Source organism: Paenibacillus amylolyticus, from assembly GCF_047302515.1.
Lineage (GTDB): Bacteria > Bacillota > Bacilli > Paenibacillales > Paenibacillaceae > Paenibacillus > Paenibacillus amylolyticus_G.
The window spans coordinates 3,426,911-3,444,056 of the sequence record NZ_CP168019.1 but is presented as its reverse complement, the minus strand read 5'-3'; the positions used below and the strand labels follow the sequence as shown (position 1 = coordinate 3,444,056).

General features: G+C 45.0%; 19 protein-coding genes. All 19 read left to right on the top strand.

Annotated features, from left to right (window positions below):
- The first annotated feature begins 30 nt into the window (after nucleotides 1-30).
- Complete coding sequence (gene cheB / locus ACDJ59_RS14710) at nucleotides 31-1,473, top strand: chemotaxis-specific protein-glutamate methyltransferase CheB (RefSeq protein ID WP_413409620.1); 1,443 nt, start codon at nucleotides 31-33, stop codon at nucleotides 1,471-1,473.
- 32 nt (nucleotides 1,474-1,505) lie between these two features.
- Nucleotides 1,506-3,578, top strand: coding sequence for a chemotaxis protein CheA (locus ACDJ59_RS14705; protein WP_249911086.1), 2,073 nt, complete (start codon nucleotides 1,506-1,508; stop codon nucleotides 3,576-3,578).
- 41 nt (nucleotides 3,579-3,619) lie between these two features.
- On the top strand, nucleotides 3,620-4,081 hold the full coding sequence (locus ACDJ59_RS14700; RefSeq protein ID WP_036609340.1) for a chemotaxis protein CheW: 462 nt from the start codon (nucleotides 3,620-3,622) through the stop codon (nucleotides 4,079-4,081).
- A 10-nt stretch (nucleotides 4,082-4,091) separates the two neighbouring features.
- Nucleotides 4,092-4,712 carry a chemotaxis protein CheC gene (locus ACDJ59_RS14695; protein WP_413409820.1) on the top strand — a complete coding sequence of 207 codons (621 nt, stop codon included), beginning with the start codon at nucleotides 4,092-4,094 and terminating at the stop codon, nucleotides 4,710-4,712.
- The gene (locus tag ACDJ59_RS14690) at nucleotides 4,705-5,202 is read left to right on the top strand and encodes a chemotaxis protein CheD (RefSeq protein WP_017689162.1); all 498 of its coding nucleotides are present in this window, start codon (nucleotides 4,705-4,707) and stop codon (nucleotides 5,200-5,202) included. Before ACDJ59_RS14695 ends, ACDJ59_RS14690 begins: the two co-directional genes overlap by 8 nt.
- Before the next feature lie 4 nt (nucleotides 5,203-5,206).
- Entirely contained in the window at nucleotides 5,207-5,650 is a 444-nt protein-coding gene (locus ACDJ59_RS14685) for a hypothetical protein (protein WP_017689161.1), read from the top strand.
- Between the two features lie 15 nt (nucleotides 5,651-5,665).
- On the top strand, nucleotides 5,666-6,454 hold the full coding sequence (locus ACDJ59_RS14680) for a FliA/WhiG family RNA polymerase sigma factor (RefSeq protein WP_017689160.1): 789 nt from the start codon (nucleotides 5,666-5,668) through the stop codon (nucleotides 6,452-6,454).
- A gap of 62 nt (nucleotides 6,455-6,516) precedes the next feature.
- A complete protein-coding gene (locus ACDJ59_RS14675; protein WP_413409618.1) occupies nucleotides 6,517-7,926 on the top strand; it encodes a DUF342 domain-containing protein in 1,410 nt (469 codons plus the stop codon).
- Between the two features lie 52 nt (nucleotides 7,927-7,978).
- Nucleotides 7,979-8,293 (top strand): hypothetical protein, encoded by a 315-nt coding sequence (locus ACDJ59_RS14670; protein WP_036609332.1) that lies wholly within the window; start codon nucleotides 7,979-7,981, stop codon nucleotides 8,291-8,293.
- A gap of 65 nt (nucleotides 8,294-8,358) precedes the next feature.
- Nucleotides 8,359-8,943 (top strand): hypothetical protein, encoded by a 585-nt coding sequence (locus tag ACDJ59_RS14665; RefSeq protein ID WP_036609330.1) that lies wholly within the window; start codon nucleotides 8,359-8,361, stop codon nucleotides 8,941-8,943.
- 3 nt (nucleotides 8,944-8,946) lie between these two features.
- A complete protein-coding gene (locus ACDJ59_RS14660; RefSeq protein ID WP_413409616.1) occupies nucleotides 8,947-9,573 on the top strand; it encodes a hypothetical protein in 627 nt (208 codons plus the stop codon).
- Nucleotides 9,574-9,869: 296 nt separating this feature from the next.
- Nucleotides 9,870-10,568, top strand: a complete 699-nt coding sequence (rpsB, locus tag ACDJ59_RS14655; RefSeq protein WP_017689155.1) for a 30S ribosomal protein S2 — start codon at nucleotides 9,870-9,872, stop codon at nucleotides 10,566-10,568.
- Nucleotides 10,569-10,683: 115 nt separating this feature from the next.
- Nucleotides 10,684-11,334, top strand: a complete 651-nt coding sequence (gene tsf / locus ACDJ59_RS14650; protein ID WP_036609326.1) for a translation elongation factor Ts — start codon at nucleotides 10,684-10,686, stop codon at nucleotides 11,332-11,334.
- A gap of 232 nt (nucleotides 11,335-11,566) precedes the next feature.
- Nucleotides 11,567-12,295 carry a UMP kinase gene (pyrH, locus tag ACDJ59_RS14645; protein ID WP_017689153.1) on the top strand — a complete coding sequence of 243 codons (729 nt, stop codon included), beginning with the start codon at nucleotides 11,567-11,569 and terminating at the stop codon, nucleotides 12,293-12,295.
- Complete coding sequence (gene frr, locus ACDJ59_RS14640; protein WP_017689152.1) at nucleotides 12,295-12,849, top strand: ribosome recycling factor; 555 nt, start codon at nucleotides 12,295-12,297, stop codon at nucleotides 12,847-12,849. Before pyrH ends, frr begins: the two co-directional genes overlap by 1 nt.
- An 89-nt stretch (nucleotides 12,850-12,938) precedes the next feature.
- The gene (locus ACDJ59_RS14635; RefSeq protein WP_017689151.1) at nucleotides 12,939-13,706 is read left to right on the top strand and encodes an isoprenyl transferase; all 768 of its coding nucleotides are present in this window, start codon (nucleotides 12,939-12,941) and stop codon (nucleotides 13,704-13,706) included.
- A gap of 16 nt (nucleotides 13,707-13,722) precedes the next feature.
- On the top strand, nucleotides 13,723-14,517 hold the full coding sequence (locus tag ACDJ59_RS14630) for a phosphatidate cytidylyltransferase (RefSeq protein WP_413409613.1): 795 nt from the start codon (nucleotides 13,723-13,725) through the stop codon (nucleotides 14,515-14,517).
- Between the two features lie 70 nt (nucleotides 14,518-14,587).
- Nucleotides 14,588-15,727 carry a 1-deoxy-D-xylulose-5-phosphate reductoisomerase gene (locus tag ACDJ59_RS14625; protein ID WP_413409612.1) on the top strand — a complete coding sequence of 380 codons (1,140 nt, stop codon included), beginning with the start codon at nucleotides 14,588-14,590 and terminating at the stop codon, nucleotides 15,725-15,727.
- Nucleotides 15,728-15,840: 113 nt separating this feature from the next.
- Complete coding sequence (gene rseP, locus ACDJ59_RS14620) at nucleotides 15,841-17,112, top strand: RIP metalloprotease RseP (protein WP_211081632.1); 1,272 nt, start codon at nucleotides 15,841-15,843, stop codon at nucleotides 17,110-17,112.
- Nucleotides 17,113-17,146: the final 34 nt, after the last annotated feature.

Here is a 17,146-nt window from a genome sequence, read left to right as displayed (position 1 = left end):
TCTGAATAAAGGAAACAGGGGTGACACAACATGGCGGCGTATCAAGTATTGGTTGTCGATGATTCCGCTTTTATGCGTAAGATTGTTACGGATTTGATCCAAGCGGATCCAGAATTCAAGGTTACGGCAACGGCATCAAACGGTAGAGAAGCGATTCAAAAATCACTAGAATTGAAACCCGATATTATTACAATGGACGTTGAGATGCCCGAAATGAATGGGTTGGATGCATTAAAATCAATTATGAAGGAATCTTTCGTTCCTGTGATTATGCTCTCTGGTATCAATGAACAAGGCATGAAAGAAACCATTATGGCGCTTGAAGCTGGGGCATTTGACTTCATTCGCAAACCGTCTATTTCACATGACCAGGATATTGCTCAAGTTGGTAAAGCCTTGGTTGAGCGCATGCGAGCTGCGATGAATGAGATCAAAAGAAAAGCTGATCGTGAGTTATCCATGAAAAATAGAGACATGTTGCGAGGAGCAGTTGCTCCCCCAACTCAGCCAGTGCAGAAAGAACTGCCGGCTAGGGATCGAGCGGAGCCTGTGAAAAAAACGATCGAACCTGTCGAGACGATTCAACGCTCTCTTCGAGAGCGGACTGAAGCCTTTCAGGCCAAAGCAAAGAAACCAATTGAACCATTGTCACCTTCAAAACCAGGTCGCGTAGAGAATAAACCGGAGCCTTTGCCAAAGGCTGAGCGTAATGTGGGGACGAAGGCAGAAAAAGCAGTGAGGTCAGCTAATCCAGTACAGACTCCAAAGGAAGTTCGACTACCTAATGCAGCTAGAGTGGCAGCTGATCAAATAGCAGCAACTTCTGCCTCTGCAAAAGCCAAGGATGTAATCAAGCCTAATCCTGTTCCCAAAGGTGGAGGGGGGCTGGAAGGACCATTCAACAAACTTGTGGCAATAGGTTGTTCTACGGGTGGACCGAGGGCTCTCAAGACATTGCTCGAGCAGTTGCCTGCTGATTTGCCTGCACCGGTCATTATTGTGCAGCATATGCCGCCCAATTTCACACGTTCTCTGGCTCAACGATTAAATACATTCAGTCCACTGCATGTGGTTGAAGCTGAAGAGGGCATGGTTCTGAAAAAAGGAACCGCCTATATAGCACCCGGCGGATTCCATGTGAAAGTTAACAAAACAGCAGACGGGAAGTTTATCGTGAAGTTGACTGAAGATCAACCAGTGAATGGACATAGACCTTCAGTGGATACGATGTTTGAGTCACTTCTGCCGTTTACATCTTTACAAAGGCATCTTGTTTTGCTAACGGGAATGGGAAGTGATGGAGCACGTATGATGAAGAGATTATACGAAGCTGGAGTTACATCAACCTTTGCCGAGAATGAAGAAACATGTGTTGTATATGGTATGCCGCGTTCTGCTGTAGAGCTGCAATGCGTTCGTCATCTTCTGCCATTGCAGGAGATTGCTTCTAAACTTGTTCAAGCAGTGAAATAACGGAGTGTAACTCACGGAGGAGGTGCCTCACAATGGACATGAACCAATATTTATCCATGTTTATTGATGAGTCTAATGATCATCTGCAATCGCTTAACGAAAACATGCTTCAACTTGAAGGCAATCCGGAAGACCTGGGCATAGTTCAGGTTATATTCCGCTCTGCTCATACCTTGAAGGGTATGGCAGCAACTATGGGCTTTGAAGATTTGGCATCACTGACACATAAAATGGAAAATGTGTTGGATCTGGTTCGTAATGAGAAGTTGAAAATGCAGGATTACATTTTTGATACCATGTTCAAGAGTCTGGATGCTTTGGAAACCATGGTTCAGGATATTACCGAAGGTGGACAAGGTAAAGCAGATGTGTCGTCAATCGTAGCTTCACTTCAAGCCATTGAAAATGGTGAAATGACAAACGGAAATGGACCTGCTACAGAAACAAACAAGCCGGCTAATGCTTCAATCTCTTCGGCTGTGGAGCTGGATGAATTCCAATATTCAGTGCTGGATCAGTCGATCGCCGAAGGTCATCGTGTGTTCTACGTGGATGTGCTTGTTAGCGAACATAGCCAGTTAAAAGGTGTACGGGCTTATATGGTCTTTGATATGCTGGAACGTTCAGGTGAAGTGGTTAAGGCTTACCCATCCGTTCAGGATATTGAGCAGGAGAAGTTTGAGCGCAGTTTCTCGTTGTATTACATAACAACTAAAGAGGCGCACGAACTGGAAGAAGGCATCATGAGTATCTCTGAAATTGAAAGTGCAAAGCTCATTCAACTGGATCAGGAGACTCTTCAGCAGATGGCCAATCAGGTAGCAGCTACAGTTGAAGCGCCACCCGCACCAACAGCTGTAGCTGAGGTTGCTTCGCCGGATAAGAATTCTGTACCCAAAGAAGAAACCACAACGGCACCAGCTAAAACAGCTGCACCGAAGCAAGCTGCTGCACCTTCACGTACCATTCGTGTGGATATTGAACGTCTTGACGTATTGATGAACCTGTTCAGTGAATTGTTGATTGACCGTTCACGTCTGGAGCAACTGGCCAGTGAGACAGGCAACAATGATTTATCCGATACAGTAGCTCATTTAAGTCGAGTTAGCACAGATTTGCAAAATATTGTACTGAAATTGCGGATGGTTCCGGTAGATACCGTATTTAATCGATTCCCGCGCATGATCCGTGATCTGGCTAAGACACTTGATAAAAAAATCGATCTGGTGATTACAGGTGCTGAGACGGAACTGGATCGAACGGTAATTGATGAGATTGGTGATCCGCTTGTGCATTTACTGCGTAACGCGGTTGACCATGGTGTGGAATCTATTTCAGAGCGTGTAGCTGCAGGTAAACCAGAGATGGGTACAGTAAACCTGCGTGCCTTCCACAGTGGAAATCACGTATTTATCGAGATTGAAGATGATGGTAAAGGTATCTATCGCGACAAGCTTTTGAAAACCGCGATCAAACGTGGTGTTGTAACCGAAGAACAAGGTGCCAAGATGAGTGATGATGAAGTGAATCAACTGTTGTTCGCACCTGGTTTTAGTACTGCTGATATTATCTCGGATATCTCTGGCCGGGGCGTTGGCTTGGATGTAGTAAAATCGAAGATCACTTCGCTTGGCGGTAATGTAACGATTCATTCAACTCCAGGCAAAGGCACGAACTTCTCTGTTCAGCTTCCGTTGACACTATCCATTATTGCTGCAATGCTTGTACGACTTGGTTCAGAGAAATATGCTGTTCCGTTGTCCTCCATTGTAGAGACGGCCATTGTACAACGTGAGCAAGTTCGTAATATTCACGGCAATAAAATGATCACGTTCCGTGAGTCACTGATTCCGTACTTGTCTTTGAGCGAAGTATTCTCTGTACCGGATTTCAATGACGCTGATGAGCAAGAAACAGAAATTGTCGTGATTCGCAAAGGCGACCGTCTTGCAGCCGTAGCTGTTGAAGAATTTATTGGACAAAGTGAGATTGTTCTCAAATCAATGGGAACCTATCTTCCTGCTATTGAAGGAATCTCTGGAGCAACCATTCTCGGAGATGGACAAGTAGCCCTGATTCTTGATCCTAATGCATTTATTAAATAAGCACAGAGCTAAGTCTTACATTTAATAGGGAGGTTTTTTACATGGAAGAAGAGTTGAAAGTCATCGTCTTTAAATTGGGTTCCGAAGAGTATGGTATTGAGGTAGACAAGGTTCAGACGATTGAGCGCATGATGCCAATTACCCGTGTTCCCAAGACACTTTCCTTTGTAAAAGGAGTTATTAATCTACGCGGTGTTGTAATTCCAGTCATTGATCTACGCGGTCGTTTCTCCCTTCCGGAAACGGAATACACGGATCAGACTCGTATTGTTATCGTAGGTGTAGACGACATGCAAGTTGGCTTTATCGTAGATTCTGCTAATGATGTTATTGATATCAAGAGCAGTGCGATCGATAGCCCACCAGAAGTGGTTGGCGGTGTCAAAGCTAGATACCTGCGTGGTGTGGCCAAATTGGAGGATTCACGCTTGCTGATCATGCTCAACCTAAACGAAGTATTAAATAAAAGCGAGATTGTACAGCTGGAAAGTGTTGAGGGCTAGTACCGTGGAGATGTTCAACCGATTTGAGGTATTCCAGATGGATGTGCTCAAAGAGGTCGGTAACATTGGAGCAGGCAACGCCGCAACGGCGTTGTCTCAACTCCTCAACAGACCGATTGACATGGGTGTACCTACAGTACAAATGCTGCCTTTTGAAGAAGTTGCCGAAAAAGTGGGCGGAGATGAACGCATCGTGGTTACCGTGTTTCTTCGTGTAGAAGGCGAAGCACCGGGAAATCTTTTCTTTATGATGACACCAGAGGCTGCTAAAATGTTGTTGAATAGACTTGCCGGGTTTGATCTGAAAGAAGGACTCGCTTTTACAGATATGGAACAATCAGCGCTTTCCGAAATTGGAAATATTTTGGCTGGATCCTATCTTTCTTCTTTGGCAGATTTCACAAAGTTGTCTATGTATCCAACTGTCCCTGGACTTGCCATCGACATGGCAGGTGCCATTCTAAGTTATGGCTTGCTGCAATTTGGCGAGATGGGTGACAGTGCATTGTTGATTGACACATCTTTCTTTGAAGGTGAAGATCAAGTTGAGGGTCAGTTTTTCCTCATTCCGGATCCACCATCCTTTGCAAAGATATTTGAATCGCTAGGGGTGCCACTGAGCCATGATTGAGGACAAAAGCGTCGTTAAAGTCGGTATGGCGGATTTAAACATCGCTCATCTTCCTGGTGTAATCCGTACGACTGGCTTGGGTTCGTGTGTGGGATTAACAATGTATGACCCACATTTGAAGCTGGCTGGAATGGCGCATGTCATGCTTCCTACTTCAGAGATCGCCCGTGAAGGGAAACTGAACACTGCGAAATATGCGGATACGGCGTTGCCTGAGCTTTTGGAAAAGATGATTAAACTAGGCGCTTCTCACTCACGTATTGTGTCTAAAATGGCCGGAGGCTCTCAGATGTTTGCCTTTGCTGGCGCTGGAGATACAATGCGTATTGGACCAAGGAATGCAGATTCTTGTCGAGAGTGGCTTCAAAAACTCAATATCCCTCTTCTAGCAGAAGATACGGGTGGGAATTATGGACGAACGATTGAGATGGATTGTGAAACTGGACTTTTGACTATTCGAAGCGTACAAATGGGTGTAAAGGAACTATAAGACTATGATAGGAAACTACCGCATTAATCTTGGAGCAGGCATCGTTGGGTTTATTCTTACTTTTTTTGTAGCATACAGCAGCAATGTGCTGATGACCAGTTTAATTCGCGGATTGATCGGATTCGTAGCCTGGTTTGTCCTTGCATATGGTTTACGCTGGGGATTGGGATTGCTGCTGAACCCTCAGATCGAGGGAAATGGGTATGGTTATGATTCACCAAGTGCTCAAGATCAAAGAGGTTCACAGGTGGACATTAAAATCGAAGACGATGGACAAGAGCTGAATGATTTGCTCAAGAGTGGACAGAACGCTTCATCTGGGGACGATCTTCCGCCATCTGAGACGAAAGCTCCAACGGGATTCGCCCCTTTGGATCCGCCTAAACTTGTCCGGACCAAGGATCCGGAGGAATTGGCGCAGGCCGTTCGTCACCTGACAGACAAATAAGGAGGGTGAAAGCAATTGAACGAGCGTAAAGCTTCACATTTGAACCATTCTGATCTGTGGGAAAAGTGGAAAGAACATGGAGATCTTGAAGCCAAGAAAACTTTGATTGAAAAGTATCTTCATATTGTAAATTATGTATCCGGTCGACTGGCTGTTGGTTTGCCCAAAAATGTTCCCAAGGATGACTTGGAGAGCAATGGCGTTATGGGGTTAATTGATGCATTGGAGAAGTTCGACTATGAACGTGGTCTGCAATTTGAAACTTATGCATCATGGAGGGTCCGCGGAGCCATTCTTGACGGACTGCGTCAAGGTGATTGGGTTCCGCGTTCTGTGCGGGAGAAGGCCAAGCGAATTGAAGACGCCTACCAACAGCTGGAACAAAGTTATCTCAGGTCTGTTAGTGATGAGGAAATGAGCGAGTACTTGGACGTATCCACTAAAGATTTTCAACATATGCTTCAGGAAGTGGCAGTCATGTCACTTTGCTCGCTGGAGGACCCAATTCGTGAGGAAGAGTCTGAGACTCGTCTGTCTTTGATGGTGGATGAGAAAGCCAAAAATCCGGATTATAAAGTGAATGAGTTTTATTTGAAGGAAGCTTTGGTGCAAGGGCTTGACAAGTTGACGGTAAAAGAGAGAACGGTTGTTTCACTATTGTATTACGAAGATCTTTCTCTTAGTGAAATTGCTGAGGTTATGTCTCTTTCTCCGTCTCGTATATCCCAGTTACATTCCAAGGCAATATTACGATTACGCGGCACGTTGGACAAACAGAAAGATTTGTTGATGCGTAAAGATTAATAGAGAGAAGTAATATCATTGGAGTTTGGGGAGTGGAAAGTCTAAAAGGGGGAAGAATTGCGGTGACACAGCGGACTGCTTTGGAACAATGTTTAAACATTGTTTTATCGGACGACAAATGCACAGCCTACCTTGAATTTTCCAAAGAGGAAGAAGGCTTTGCCTGCACGATCGATGAACTTGAACAATTTGTGGCGAACAAGGGCATCAAACAAGGTGTATCGCGAGAGGCATTATTACTTTTTGTGAGCAACCCTGAAACCTATTTGAAAGATAAATACAAGATTGCAAAAGGTGTTGCTCCCATTCAAGGAACAGATGGCTTCATCAAGGTTCTGGTTGGAATGGACGATACGAATGAACGACGACCACTGGAATCGGAAGATGGAACTGTCGATTACAAAGAAGTGACACGGTTAAACAATGTTCGTAGTGGTCAGATCATTGCAGAGCGGATCGCTCCTAGCGATGGCATACCAGGCAGGGCAGTAACGGGTGAGGAAATTCCTTATCGTCCGGGAAAAGAAGCTCGGTTTAAAGTTGGGAAAAACGTTGTGATTAATCCGGATGGTTCTGCGATGTATGCTGCACTGGATGGGCTGGTTACCAAAACGGACGGTAACAAACTGAATGTGTTTCCGGTTTATGAAGTCAATGGTGACGTTGACTACAATAACGGTAATATCGATTTTGTAGGCACAGTTGTCATACGAGGCAATGTACTTACCGGATTTAAAGTAAAAGCAGCAGGTGACATTCGTGTCGTCGGAGGTGTCGAAGGAGCTGAACTGGAAGCAGGCGGCTCAATCGAAATTACCGGTGGTATTATTGGTTATAACAAAGGACTGGTACAAGCAGGCCATAATGTTAAATGTACTTTCATTCAAGAAGGCAACGTAGATGCCGGTGAAGATGTTCTGGTTTCCCAAAGTATTATGCATTCCAATATTCGTGCTGGCCACGGTGTCATCTGTGCGGGAACCAAGGGTCTTATTGTTGGTGGCTCGATCCAGGCTGGTCAGAACGTCTCAGCGCGTGTTGTGGGCAACAGCATGTCCACGGTCACTTCCATTGAAGTTGGTGTGCTACCAAAGCTGCGTAACGAACTCAATGATTTGCGCAAGGAAGTCAGAGAGCAGATGGATTCCTTGGACAAAACGAAGAAAGCTTTGACATTGCTGGATCAATTAGCTGCCGCTGGACAACTAACTCCAGATAAGATGTCGATGCGAATCAAGCTGAATGCTACGCAGAAATCTGCTCTTCGTATAAGTGAAGAAACGAAAATGCGTATCTTTGAAATTGAAAAGGCACTTGAAGATACAAGTAATGCTCGTGTTGATATTCTGAAGATGATTTATGGAGGCTCTAAAATAGTTATCGGCAGATACACGAAATTTATTAAAGATCCAGTGAGTCGAATTTCATTTTATTATCACGATGGTGATATTACGATGGTTCCATACGTTTAAGTACAGCATTCAGGCACAGGAAGAAATCCATTCGAAACCGTGAGGTGAGCGTATGAGTTTCAAAGCAGTTGAGTTGCAGATTGCGGTACCACGAACAAGTGAAGCGGGACGTTATCAAAGTGAAGCCCAGCAGCGACCGATTACGGATCAGAATCTTTTGGCAGAGCAAACGTCGAAAGAAGCAAATGAAGCAAGGCAACGAAGTGAAGCAATGGACGAAACTTCACAGACTTCGGTGCGTGATGGTCATAACCATGATGGGGATCAGCAGAGTGGTTCCGATGGACAGGAGACGGCTCAGGCTCAAGAAACTGTCAAACCTGCAGAGCACCCGTACAAGGGAAAACACATAGATCTGTCTTTATAATAAACGGTTGTTATGGACATGCAGTTTTGCGCACCGATGGTTGAATCAGAAGGAGAGAACCCAATTTGTCACCATGGATCATTATTGTCATATTAGGGGCCTGCGCCATCGCATACGCTTGTATTATGCCACGGAAAAACAAGGCGCAAGAGCCTGGGCATCAACTGGTGCAGGAGATGGAATCTACGCTTGAACACTACATGACCGAGATCGAAAATGATAATGATGCTCTTATTCAACGTGTGGCTGAAATGAAGGGAGAAGCGACAGCAGCCGATCAACGTATGCAATTGCAACTTCAGGAATTACAGCAGCGGTTGGATCAGCTGGAACAGAGCAAAAAGAATGAAGCTGTCGCATCACCTGTTCCACACTCCGGTAATGTATCCGTACAATCTTCCGAAGGTCTGCAAGCACAAGCGCTCGTGAAAAGTGTACAAGCAGAGGCGGCCCAGCAGGCGTTAGAAGCAGACCAACAGACCAGTGAAGTCGAATCTTTGCCTGGGCGTGAATCGATTAAAGATCGATATGCAGAACTCTTTAATCTACATGCTGAAGGTAAGTCGATGGATGCCATATCCAAGCAGACAGGCATTCAGCGTGGTGAGGTACAGTTAATACTGCAACTGGCAGAACGGGAGGAAAGCTAAGTCATGGACAAGCGATCCTTATGGATTGGTCTGGGGAGCGGTATGATTATTGGTGCGGTTTTGCTTCAACTGGCCACAGTTGGACAAAATGCATTGTCGGATAGTAATCTGGACCCCGAGCAGACCGCCAATATGACCAAAGAACAGCTTGAAACAGCCGCAAAAAGCCTGGATATGAAGGTGATCGGTTCTGAAGAGGAATTGTACACAGAAGCTGAGTGGGTAGAGAAAAAAAAGCAAGAAAGCAGTGAGTTGCAAGGGGAAACAGCAACACCACCTGAGACAGTAACCTCTACGGAAACACCTGCAGAGCCTGAGAAGCCACAAGAGCCTACTGCAAGTGAAGGTGAAGGGCAAAAAGAGATAACTGAGCCGAAGACAACAGAACCTGTAACGCCGAGCAATCCGAAAGGCGCAACAGTATCATTCAAAGTACGTTCAGGCAATAGCTTGGCGATCGTTGCAGCAAACCTAAAAACCGCCGGAATCGTAGATGATGCTCAAGCATTCATAAAGGCTGGCAAGGCTGAGCGAATCAATACTAAAATCCAGGTGGGTACCTATGCGCTTGAAAAAGGCGAAAGTTTCAAATCCATTATCGCAAAAATTACGAAAGAACCGTCAAACTGAGCATGCTCGGACAGGACGGTTTTTGCGTATTAAACGGTACATTTTCAAAGCTTGATAATAATTAGCGCCTGAGTTACATATCAAGTTTAAAATGATTCGATACTAGCAAAAAACGAAAAGTAGATTTTAGCTTCAAAGACTGTTGCATCGGACAGTCAGTTATGCTATATTAGATAACGGTGTTAAAACACACGCATGTGCTAATTTTGTTGAGGGTGCTTTCCTTATGGAGAGTCTTGGCGAAAAATGATGCCGGCGGAGGACACAATAAAAACCATATTAGGAGGTGTGTGAAGATGGCAGTAATCTCCATGAAGCAGCTTCTCGAAGCTGGGGTACACTTCGGTCACCAAACTCGTCGTTGGAACCCAAAAATGGATCGTTATATCTTCACTGAAAGAAACGGAATTTACATCATCGATTTGCAAAAAACGGTGAAAAAAGTCGAAGAGGCTTACAATTTCGTTAAAGGAATCGCAGGAGAGAATGGTAAAATTCTTTTCGTGGGCACTAAGAAACAAGCTCAAGATTCTGTTAAAGAAGAAGCTGAACGTGCTGGTCAATTCTACATTAACCAACGCTGGCTCGGCGGTACCCTGACTAACTTCCAAACTATTCAAAAACGTATTGATCGTTTGAAACAGTTGGAAGCTTGGGAAGAAGACGGTACATTCGCTGTATTGCCTAAAAAAGAAGTAATCTTGCTTCGCAAAGAAAAAGATCGTCTGGAGAAATTCTTGGGCGGTATTAAAAATATGAAAGGCCTGCCAAGCGCCCTGTTCATCATCGATCCACGCAAAGAGCGTATCGCTGTTGCGGAAGCTCGCAAATTGGGTATCCCAATTGTAGGTATCGTTGATACTAACTGCGATCCGGATGAGATCGATTATGTTATCCCAGGTAATGACGACGCGATCCGCGCTGTTAAATTGCTGACAGGTAAAATGGCTGATGCTGTAATCGAAGCTAACCAAGGCGAAGAAACTTCCGCTTAATAGATTCGAACATATGTTATAAACTAAATGAAAAGGGTGGTTGGCAGGTGGATAACCTCTCACTGCCCTTTTTTTAGAGTGTACGCACAATACTTAATGTTGGAGGGAATTTATAATGGCAGTTAATGCGAGTGCAGTAAAAGAACTTCGCGAAAGAACGGGCGCTGGTATGCTCGATTGCAAAAAAGCACTGGAAGAAGCAAACGGTGATGTAACAAAAGCGGCTGAATTGTTGCGTGAGAAAGGTCTTTCTGCAGCAGCAAGCAAAGCAGGCCGTGCAGCAACTGAAGGCGTTGTTGAATCTTACATCCACGCTGGTGGACGTATTGGTGTCTTGGTTGAAGTTAACTGTGAAACAGACTTCGTTGGTAAAACGGATCAATTTAAGGATTTCGTTAAAGATGTAGCTATGCAAATCGCTGCAGCTAATCCTAAATTCGTTACACGCGAAGAAGTTCCTGCAGATGAGCTGGAAAAAGAAAAAGAAATCCTGAAAGCTCAAGCTCTTAACGAAGGCAAACCAGAGAAAATCATTGAAAAAATGGTTGAAGGCCGTATCGGTAAATACTACGAAGAGTACTGCCTGTTGGAACAAACTTTCGTTAAAGATCCAGACAAAACGATCTCTCAATTGCTGAACGAAAAAATCAGCCAAATTGGTGAAAACATCTCCATCCGTCGTTTCGTTCGTTACGAACTGGGTGAAGGTCTTGAGAAAAAAGTAGACAACTTCGTAGAAGAAGTTATGTCCCAAGTAAACAAATAAGACGGTTTCTATAAACCGGCGAGCAGAATTGATTTTCGAAGATATAAGAATGATGAAACTTCGAAGCGTAAACTCCCTTATATCTCAGGAAAACAGTGCCTTACCGGTTAAACGTTTTTCCTAAAAGAGCGGAACACAACTGTGTTCCTTTCTTTTTAAGCAGGAGGCCATGCGCGAGAAGTTTTGTTGGTTGAACACTAAGCGTGTTCGATTCAAAGTGGAGGGTGAATAATTGGAACAGCCAGTATTTAAACGTGTTGTCTTAAAGGTCAGCGGAGAGTCTCTTTCCGGTCAAAACGGCTATGGTATTGATGCAGATACGATCTCGTCGATTGCCCAACAGGTAAAAGAGGTTGTTGCACTTGGTGTACAGGTTGCTATTGTATGTGGCGGCGGAAACATCTGGCGTGGAATTGCCGGTAGCGAAAACGGCATCGATCGTGCAACTGCCGATTATATGGGTATGCTGGCGACAGTAATGAACTCGCTGGCACTGCAGGATGCTTTGGAACAGATTGAAGTGCCTACGCGTGTACAGACATCTATTGCAATGCAACAGATTGCAGAGCCTTATATTCGTCGTAGAGCTATTCGCCATCTGGAGAAAGGCCGGGTCGTTATTTTTGCAGCAGGTACAGGTAACCCGTTCTTTTCCACGGATACAACAGCAGCACTGCGCGCAGCGGAGATTGAAGCAGAAGTTATCTTGATGGCCAAAAATAAAGTTGATGGTGTATACTCAGCAGATCCGTTTAAGGACAGTACAGCTGTGAAATTTGATCAGTTGACTTATATGGATATTCTTAACAAAGACCTTGGTGTAATGGATTCGACGGCATCCTCGCTTTGTAAGGACAACAACATCCCGTTGATCGTATTTGCCATTACGGAACAAGGTAACATCAAACGTGTTGTTCTGGGCGAACGTATCGGAACAATCGTTAAAGGGAGTGTAGATTAATGCCACAAGCGGTTAAACAACATGCCGAAGAGCGTATGGAAAAAGCAATTCAAGCATTGCGTCGTGACCTGGCTACTTTGCGTGCAGGCCGCGCAACTCCAGCTCTTCTGGACCGAATTCAGGTAGAGTATTATGGGGCAATGACGCCATTGAATCAACTCGCTAATATTAGTACTCCGGATTCCCGTACACTGATGATTCAGCCTTGGGACAAATCCTCCATGGGTGACATCGAGCGTGCCATCATGAAATCAGATCTGGGTCTTACTCCAGCCAATGATGGTAGCATGATCCGTTTGTCTATTCCGGCATTGACGGAAGAACGTAGAGCGGAACTTGTTAAGCTGACGAAGAAGTTCGGTGAAGAAGGTAAAGTAGCGATTCGTAACATTCGCCGTGATGCGAATGATGACATTAAGAAAATGGAAAAGTCAGATATTTCCGAGGATGAATCCCGGAGACATCAAGATGATATCCAAAAATCGACCGACAAGTTTATTGCTGAAGTCGATAAGGTACTCGCTGCCAAAGAAAAAGAAATCATGGAAGTGTAAGACAAGCGCAGCCCCTCCAATACGGTGGGGTTTTGTCTCTTTTTCCAAGCTTCAGATAAAGAAACTTCAGGGATTTTGGAGGAACAGGAATGATCAAACGGGTTCGGTCGTGGTGGAATGGGGCTGACAAGCAGGAAACGCTGACTATATCCGAGGACAATATCCCGCAGCACGTCGCCATCATCATGGACGGCAATGGACGATGGGCCAAACGTTTGGGACTCCCGCGTATAGCCGGGCACCAAAATGGCATGAAGGCGGTCAAACGTGCGACCATCGCGGCGGATGAACTGGGCATCAAATATCTGACGATGTACGCTTTTTCGACAGAAAACTGGACGCGTCCAAAAGAAGAAGTGGATTTTCTGATGCGACTTCCGCAAGAATTTCTAGCCATAGAGCTGGATGAACTTATAGAAAAAAATGTGCGCATTCGCATGATGGGTCAAGAGGAACATTTACCTTCTCATACCATTAATGCCTTGCGGGAAGCCATTCGTCTCACGGAACATAATACAGGTCTCGTTTTGAACTTTGCAATGAACTATGGAAGTCGTCGTGAAATGACGGACTGTGTTAAACAGATCGCTCTGCAGGTGAAATCGGGGGAACTATCGGCAGAGGATATAACACCTGAACTCATTGATAGACATATGCTGACGGTTGACATGCCTGATCCGGATCTACTGATCCGGACGAGCGGAGAGTTGAGATTAAGCAACTTTATGCTTTGGCAGCTTGCATATAGTGAATTATGGTTTACGGATATATACTGGCCCGAATTTGGCAAAAAGCATTTGCTTGAAGCAGTAGCCGAATATCAGCGCAGAACAAGGCGTTACGGCGGTTTGAAATAGATGGAGGATGAAGCCGTTGAAACAGCGACTAACGACAGGAATCATAGCAGGTGTGTTGTTTTTAGGTTTTTGCATGCTGGGCGGACCCTGGTACCATGGTTTGGTATTGCTTATGGCTCTCATCGGTTATTATGAATTTGTTAAAATGACCGGGGTGATGCCTTTTTCAGGTGTGGCCCTGATTGGATATGCTGGTGTTTTTGCCATTGTGTTTCCTTGGGAAATGCTTTGGGAGGCAAGACCGCTATCCTTATTTCAGGTCATCTGGATCGTAATGCTTGTACTGATGACAGCTTCGGTTGTCACCAAAAATAAGGTTCCCGTGAATACAGTGGCCATGCTTTTCCTCGGCGTGTTGTATATAGGGATCGGTTTCTATTACATTGCAGAATCCAGACATCTGCATCATGGGTTGTTCTGGACGTTCCTGTTGCTGAGCTCCATATGGGCCAGTGATGCAGGAGCTTATTTTGTAGGGAAACTCATTGGTAAAAACAAACTGTGGCCTTCCATCAGTCCAAACAAGACTATAGAGGGTGCACTGGGTGGTATCGTAATTGCAATTGTTACTTCTGTTATTTTTGCATTAGTATCAGATGGTTTGCTTTCCTGGCAGAGAGCGATTGTGATCGGAATTGCCTGTGCAGTTGTAGGTCAGATGGGTGACTTGATCCAGTCTGCATACAAACGTGTATATAATATCAAGGATTCAGGCAGTCTTCTCCCAGGGCATGGAGGCATTCTTGATCGGTGCGACAGCTGGATTGTTGTTTTTCCATTCGTACATATACTAATGCTACTGCCCTACTAAAGAAGAACATGAGTCTGAGATAACAGCATTGTTCGCCGTAGGCATTGGATAATTAAAGATGAGGTGCAGCATGAAAAAAATTGCGATTCTCGGGTCAACCGGTTCCATTGGAACCCAGACACTGGATGTAGTTGACATGCATCCAGAACTCTTTCAAGTGGAGGGACTGGCTGCCGGAGGCAATACAGACCTGCTGATCGAACAAACCAAACGTTACCGACCGAAGAAGGTATCGGTGGGGTCCAAAGAACTGGCGGAGAAGATAGCTCCACATTTGCCAGCAGGAACGCAACTATTTTATGGCAACGAAGGACTCGTAGAAGTTGCGGCAGGAACCGATGCGCATACGGTTGTTACAGCGGTGGTGGGCAGTGTTGGATTGGAGTCAACGCTTGCTGCCATAGACGCAGGCAAACAGATCGGACTGGCCAACAAGGAGACATTGGTTACAGCGGGGCATATCGTCACGACAAGAGCGGCTGCAAAAGGAGTCTCTTTATTGCCCGTTGATAGTGAACACTCTGCTATATTCCAATGCTTGAATGGTGAAAACAGAGAACGCTTGGCAGGCATTACACTCACTGCTTCAGGCGGATCATTCCGTGATCTTACCCGTGAACAGTTGAAGAACGTGACTATAGAGGATGCGCTTAAACATCCAAATTGGTCAATGGGCTCCAAAATCACGATAGACTCGGCAACGATGGTAAACAAGGGACTTGAGGTCATTGAAGCACATTGGTTATTTGGTCTTCAATATGATCAGATTAATGTATTGCTTCACCCAGAGAGTGTTATTCATTCATATGTGGAATTTGATGACACAAGCATCATCGCACAACTGGGGAATCCGGATATGCGTGTGCCAATTCAATATGCACTGACTTACCCTGACCGCTTGCCATCACCGGCACAGCGTCTGTCTCTTGCTCAAGCTGGGAAATTACATTTCCGTGATATGGATATGGAACGGTTCCCGTGTTTAAGAATGGCGTATGAGTGTGGTAAAATGGGAGGAACCGCAACAACGGCGTTTAATGCAGCCAACGAGGTTGCTGTAGCCCGTTTCTTGCGTAAAGAGATTTCATTCCTTAAAATAGAAGATATTATTGCTTCTGTGCTGGAAGCACACCACAATGTGGACGAGCCTGATCTGCAGGAGATCGCACGTTGTGATCAGGAGAGCCGTAAGCTTGCGGCCAGTCTGTAATCTCTTTTTTCATAACAAATTGGAAGAAGTGATTCTCTTGTGCGGCATCAGAGAATAATGATAATCTAGAGGGACAGACTGCGGTATGTGCCGTGAAGGAGGATGGATAGGGATTGGAAACCATACAAGTGGTATTTCTAACGGTGCTCATGTTCTTTGTCATCGTGACGGTTCATGAATGGGGGCATTATTATTTTGCCAAACGCGCCGGTATTCTTGTACGGGAGTTTGCGATCGGTTTTGGTCCCAAATTGTTCTCATATAAAAGAAACGAGACCCAGTTTACATTGCGTTTGTTGCCTTTTGGTGGATATGCACGGATGGCAGGGGAAGATCCGGAACTGGTAGAGATCCAGGAAGGACAGACCATCGCGGTAAGATCAGCGGATGACCAGGTGAAGATGATCTATCTGGATCAGTTGGATAACCGTAAAAATGTAATACGTGGTGAAGTCATCTCCATTGATATGGAGAGAGCGCTGAAGCTTCAACTTGATGTAGATGGAGAGATTCAGGAGTATCGTATTCATCCTCAAGCAATGTTGGTAAGTCGTGGTAAACAAACGCAGATTGCACCGAAAGATCGTCAATTCGGCAGCAAAACCGTTGGACAGCGTGCATTGGCTATTTTTGCGGGCCCACTCATGAACTTTATCTTGGCCTTTGTGCTGTTTGCTGTATATGCCCAGATGGCAGGAGTTCCGGTGGAAAATCCAAAAAATCTTCAAATTGGTGAAGTGCTTGAAGGTGGGGCAGCCGATCAGGCGAACCTGCAAAAGGGCGATATTATCGAAACCATCAATGGTACTGCTATTGGTACGGATTCACAAAAAATGGTGTCGATGATTGCCGATTCCAAAGATAAGCCGATGGAATGGACGCTGCGCCGGGGTTCGGATACGTTTAATATAACGATTACTCCACGTGCTGTAGAAGGACAAGAGGGCGGTAAAGTGGGAATCGTACCTACGTTACCAACCCGATCTGTTGGATTTGTAGAGACATTTAAAGTCTCAGGCGTGGCCATGGTTGATACAACCAAAATAATATTTGAAGGTTTTAAACATCTGATCAATCAATTCAACATGGATGATATTGGTGGCCCAGTTCGTACATTTGAAGTGACAGGGCAAATTGCTAAACAAGGGATTGAACAGTTAACGAGATGGGCAGCAATTTTGAGTCTGTATCTTGGGATATTTAACTTGCTACCAATACCTGCACTGGACGGCAGCCGTCTGGTATTTTTGGGAATTGAAGCGCTGCGCGGCAGACCTGTTGATCCCAATCGCGAAGGCATGGTGCATTTCATCGGATTTGCGATGTTGTTTGTGTTGATGCTGGCAGTAACTTACAATGATATATTACGTTTAATTAACGGATAATTACGGTTGGACTACGCTCTGGACATTCAGAGAT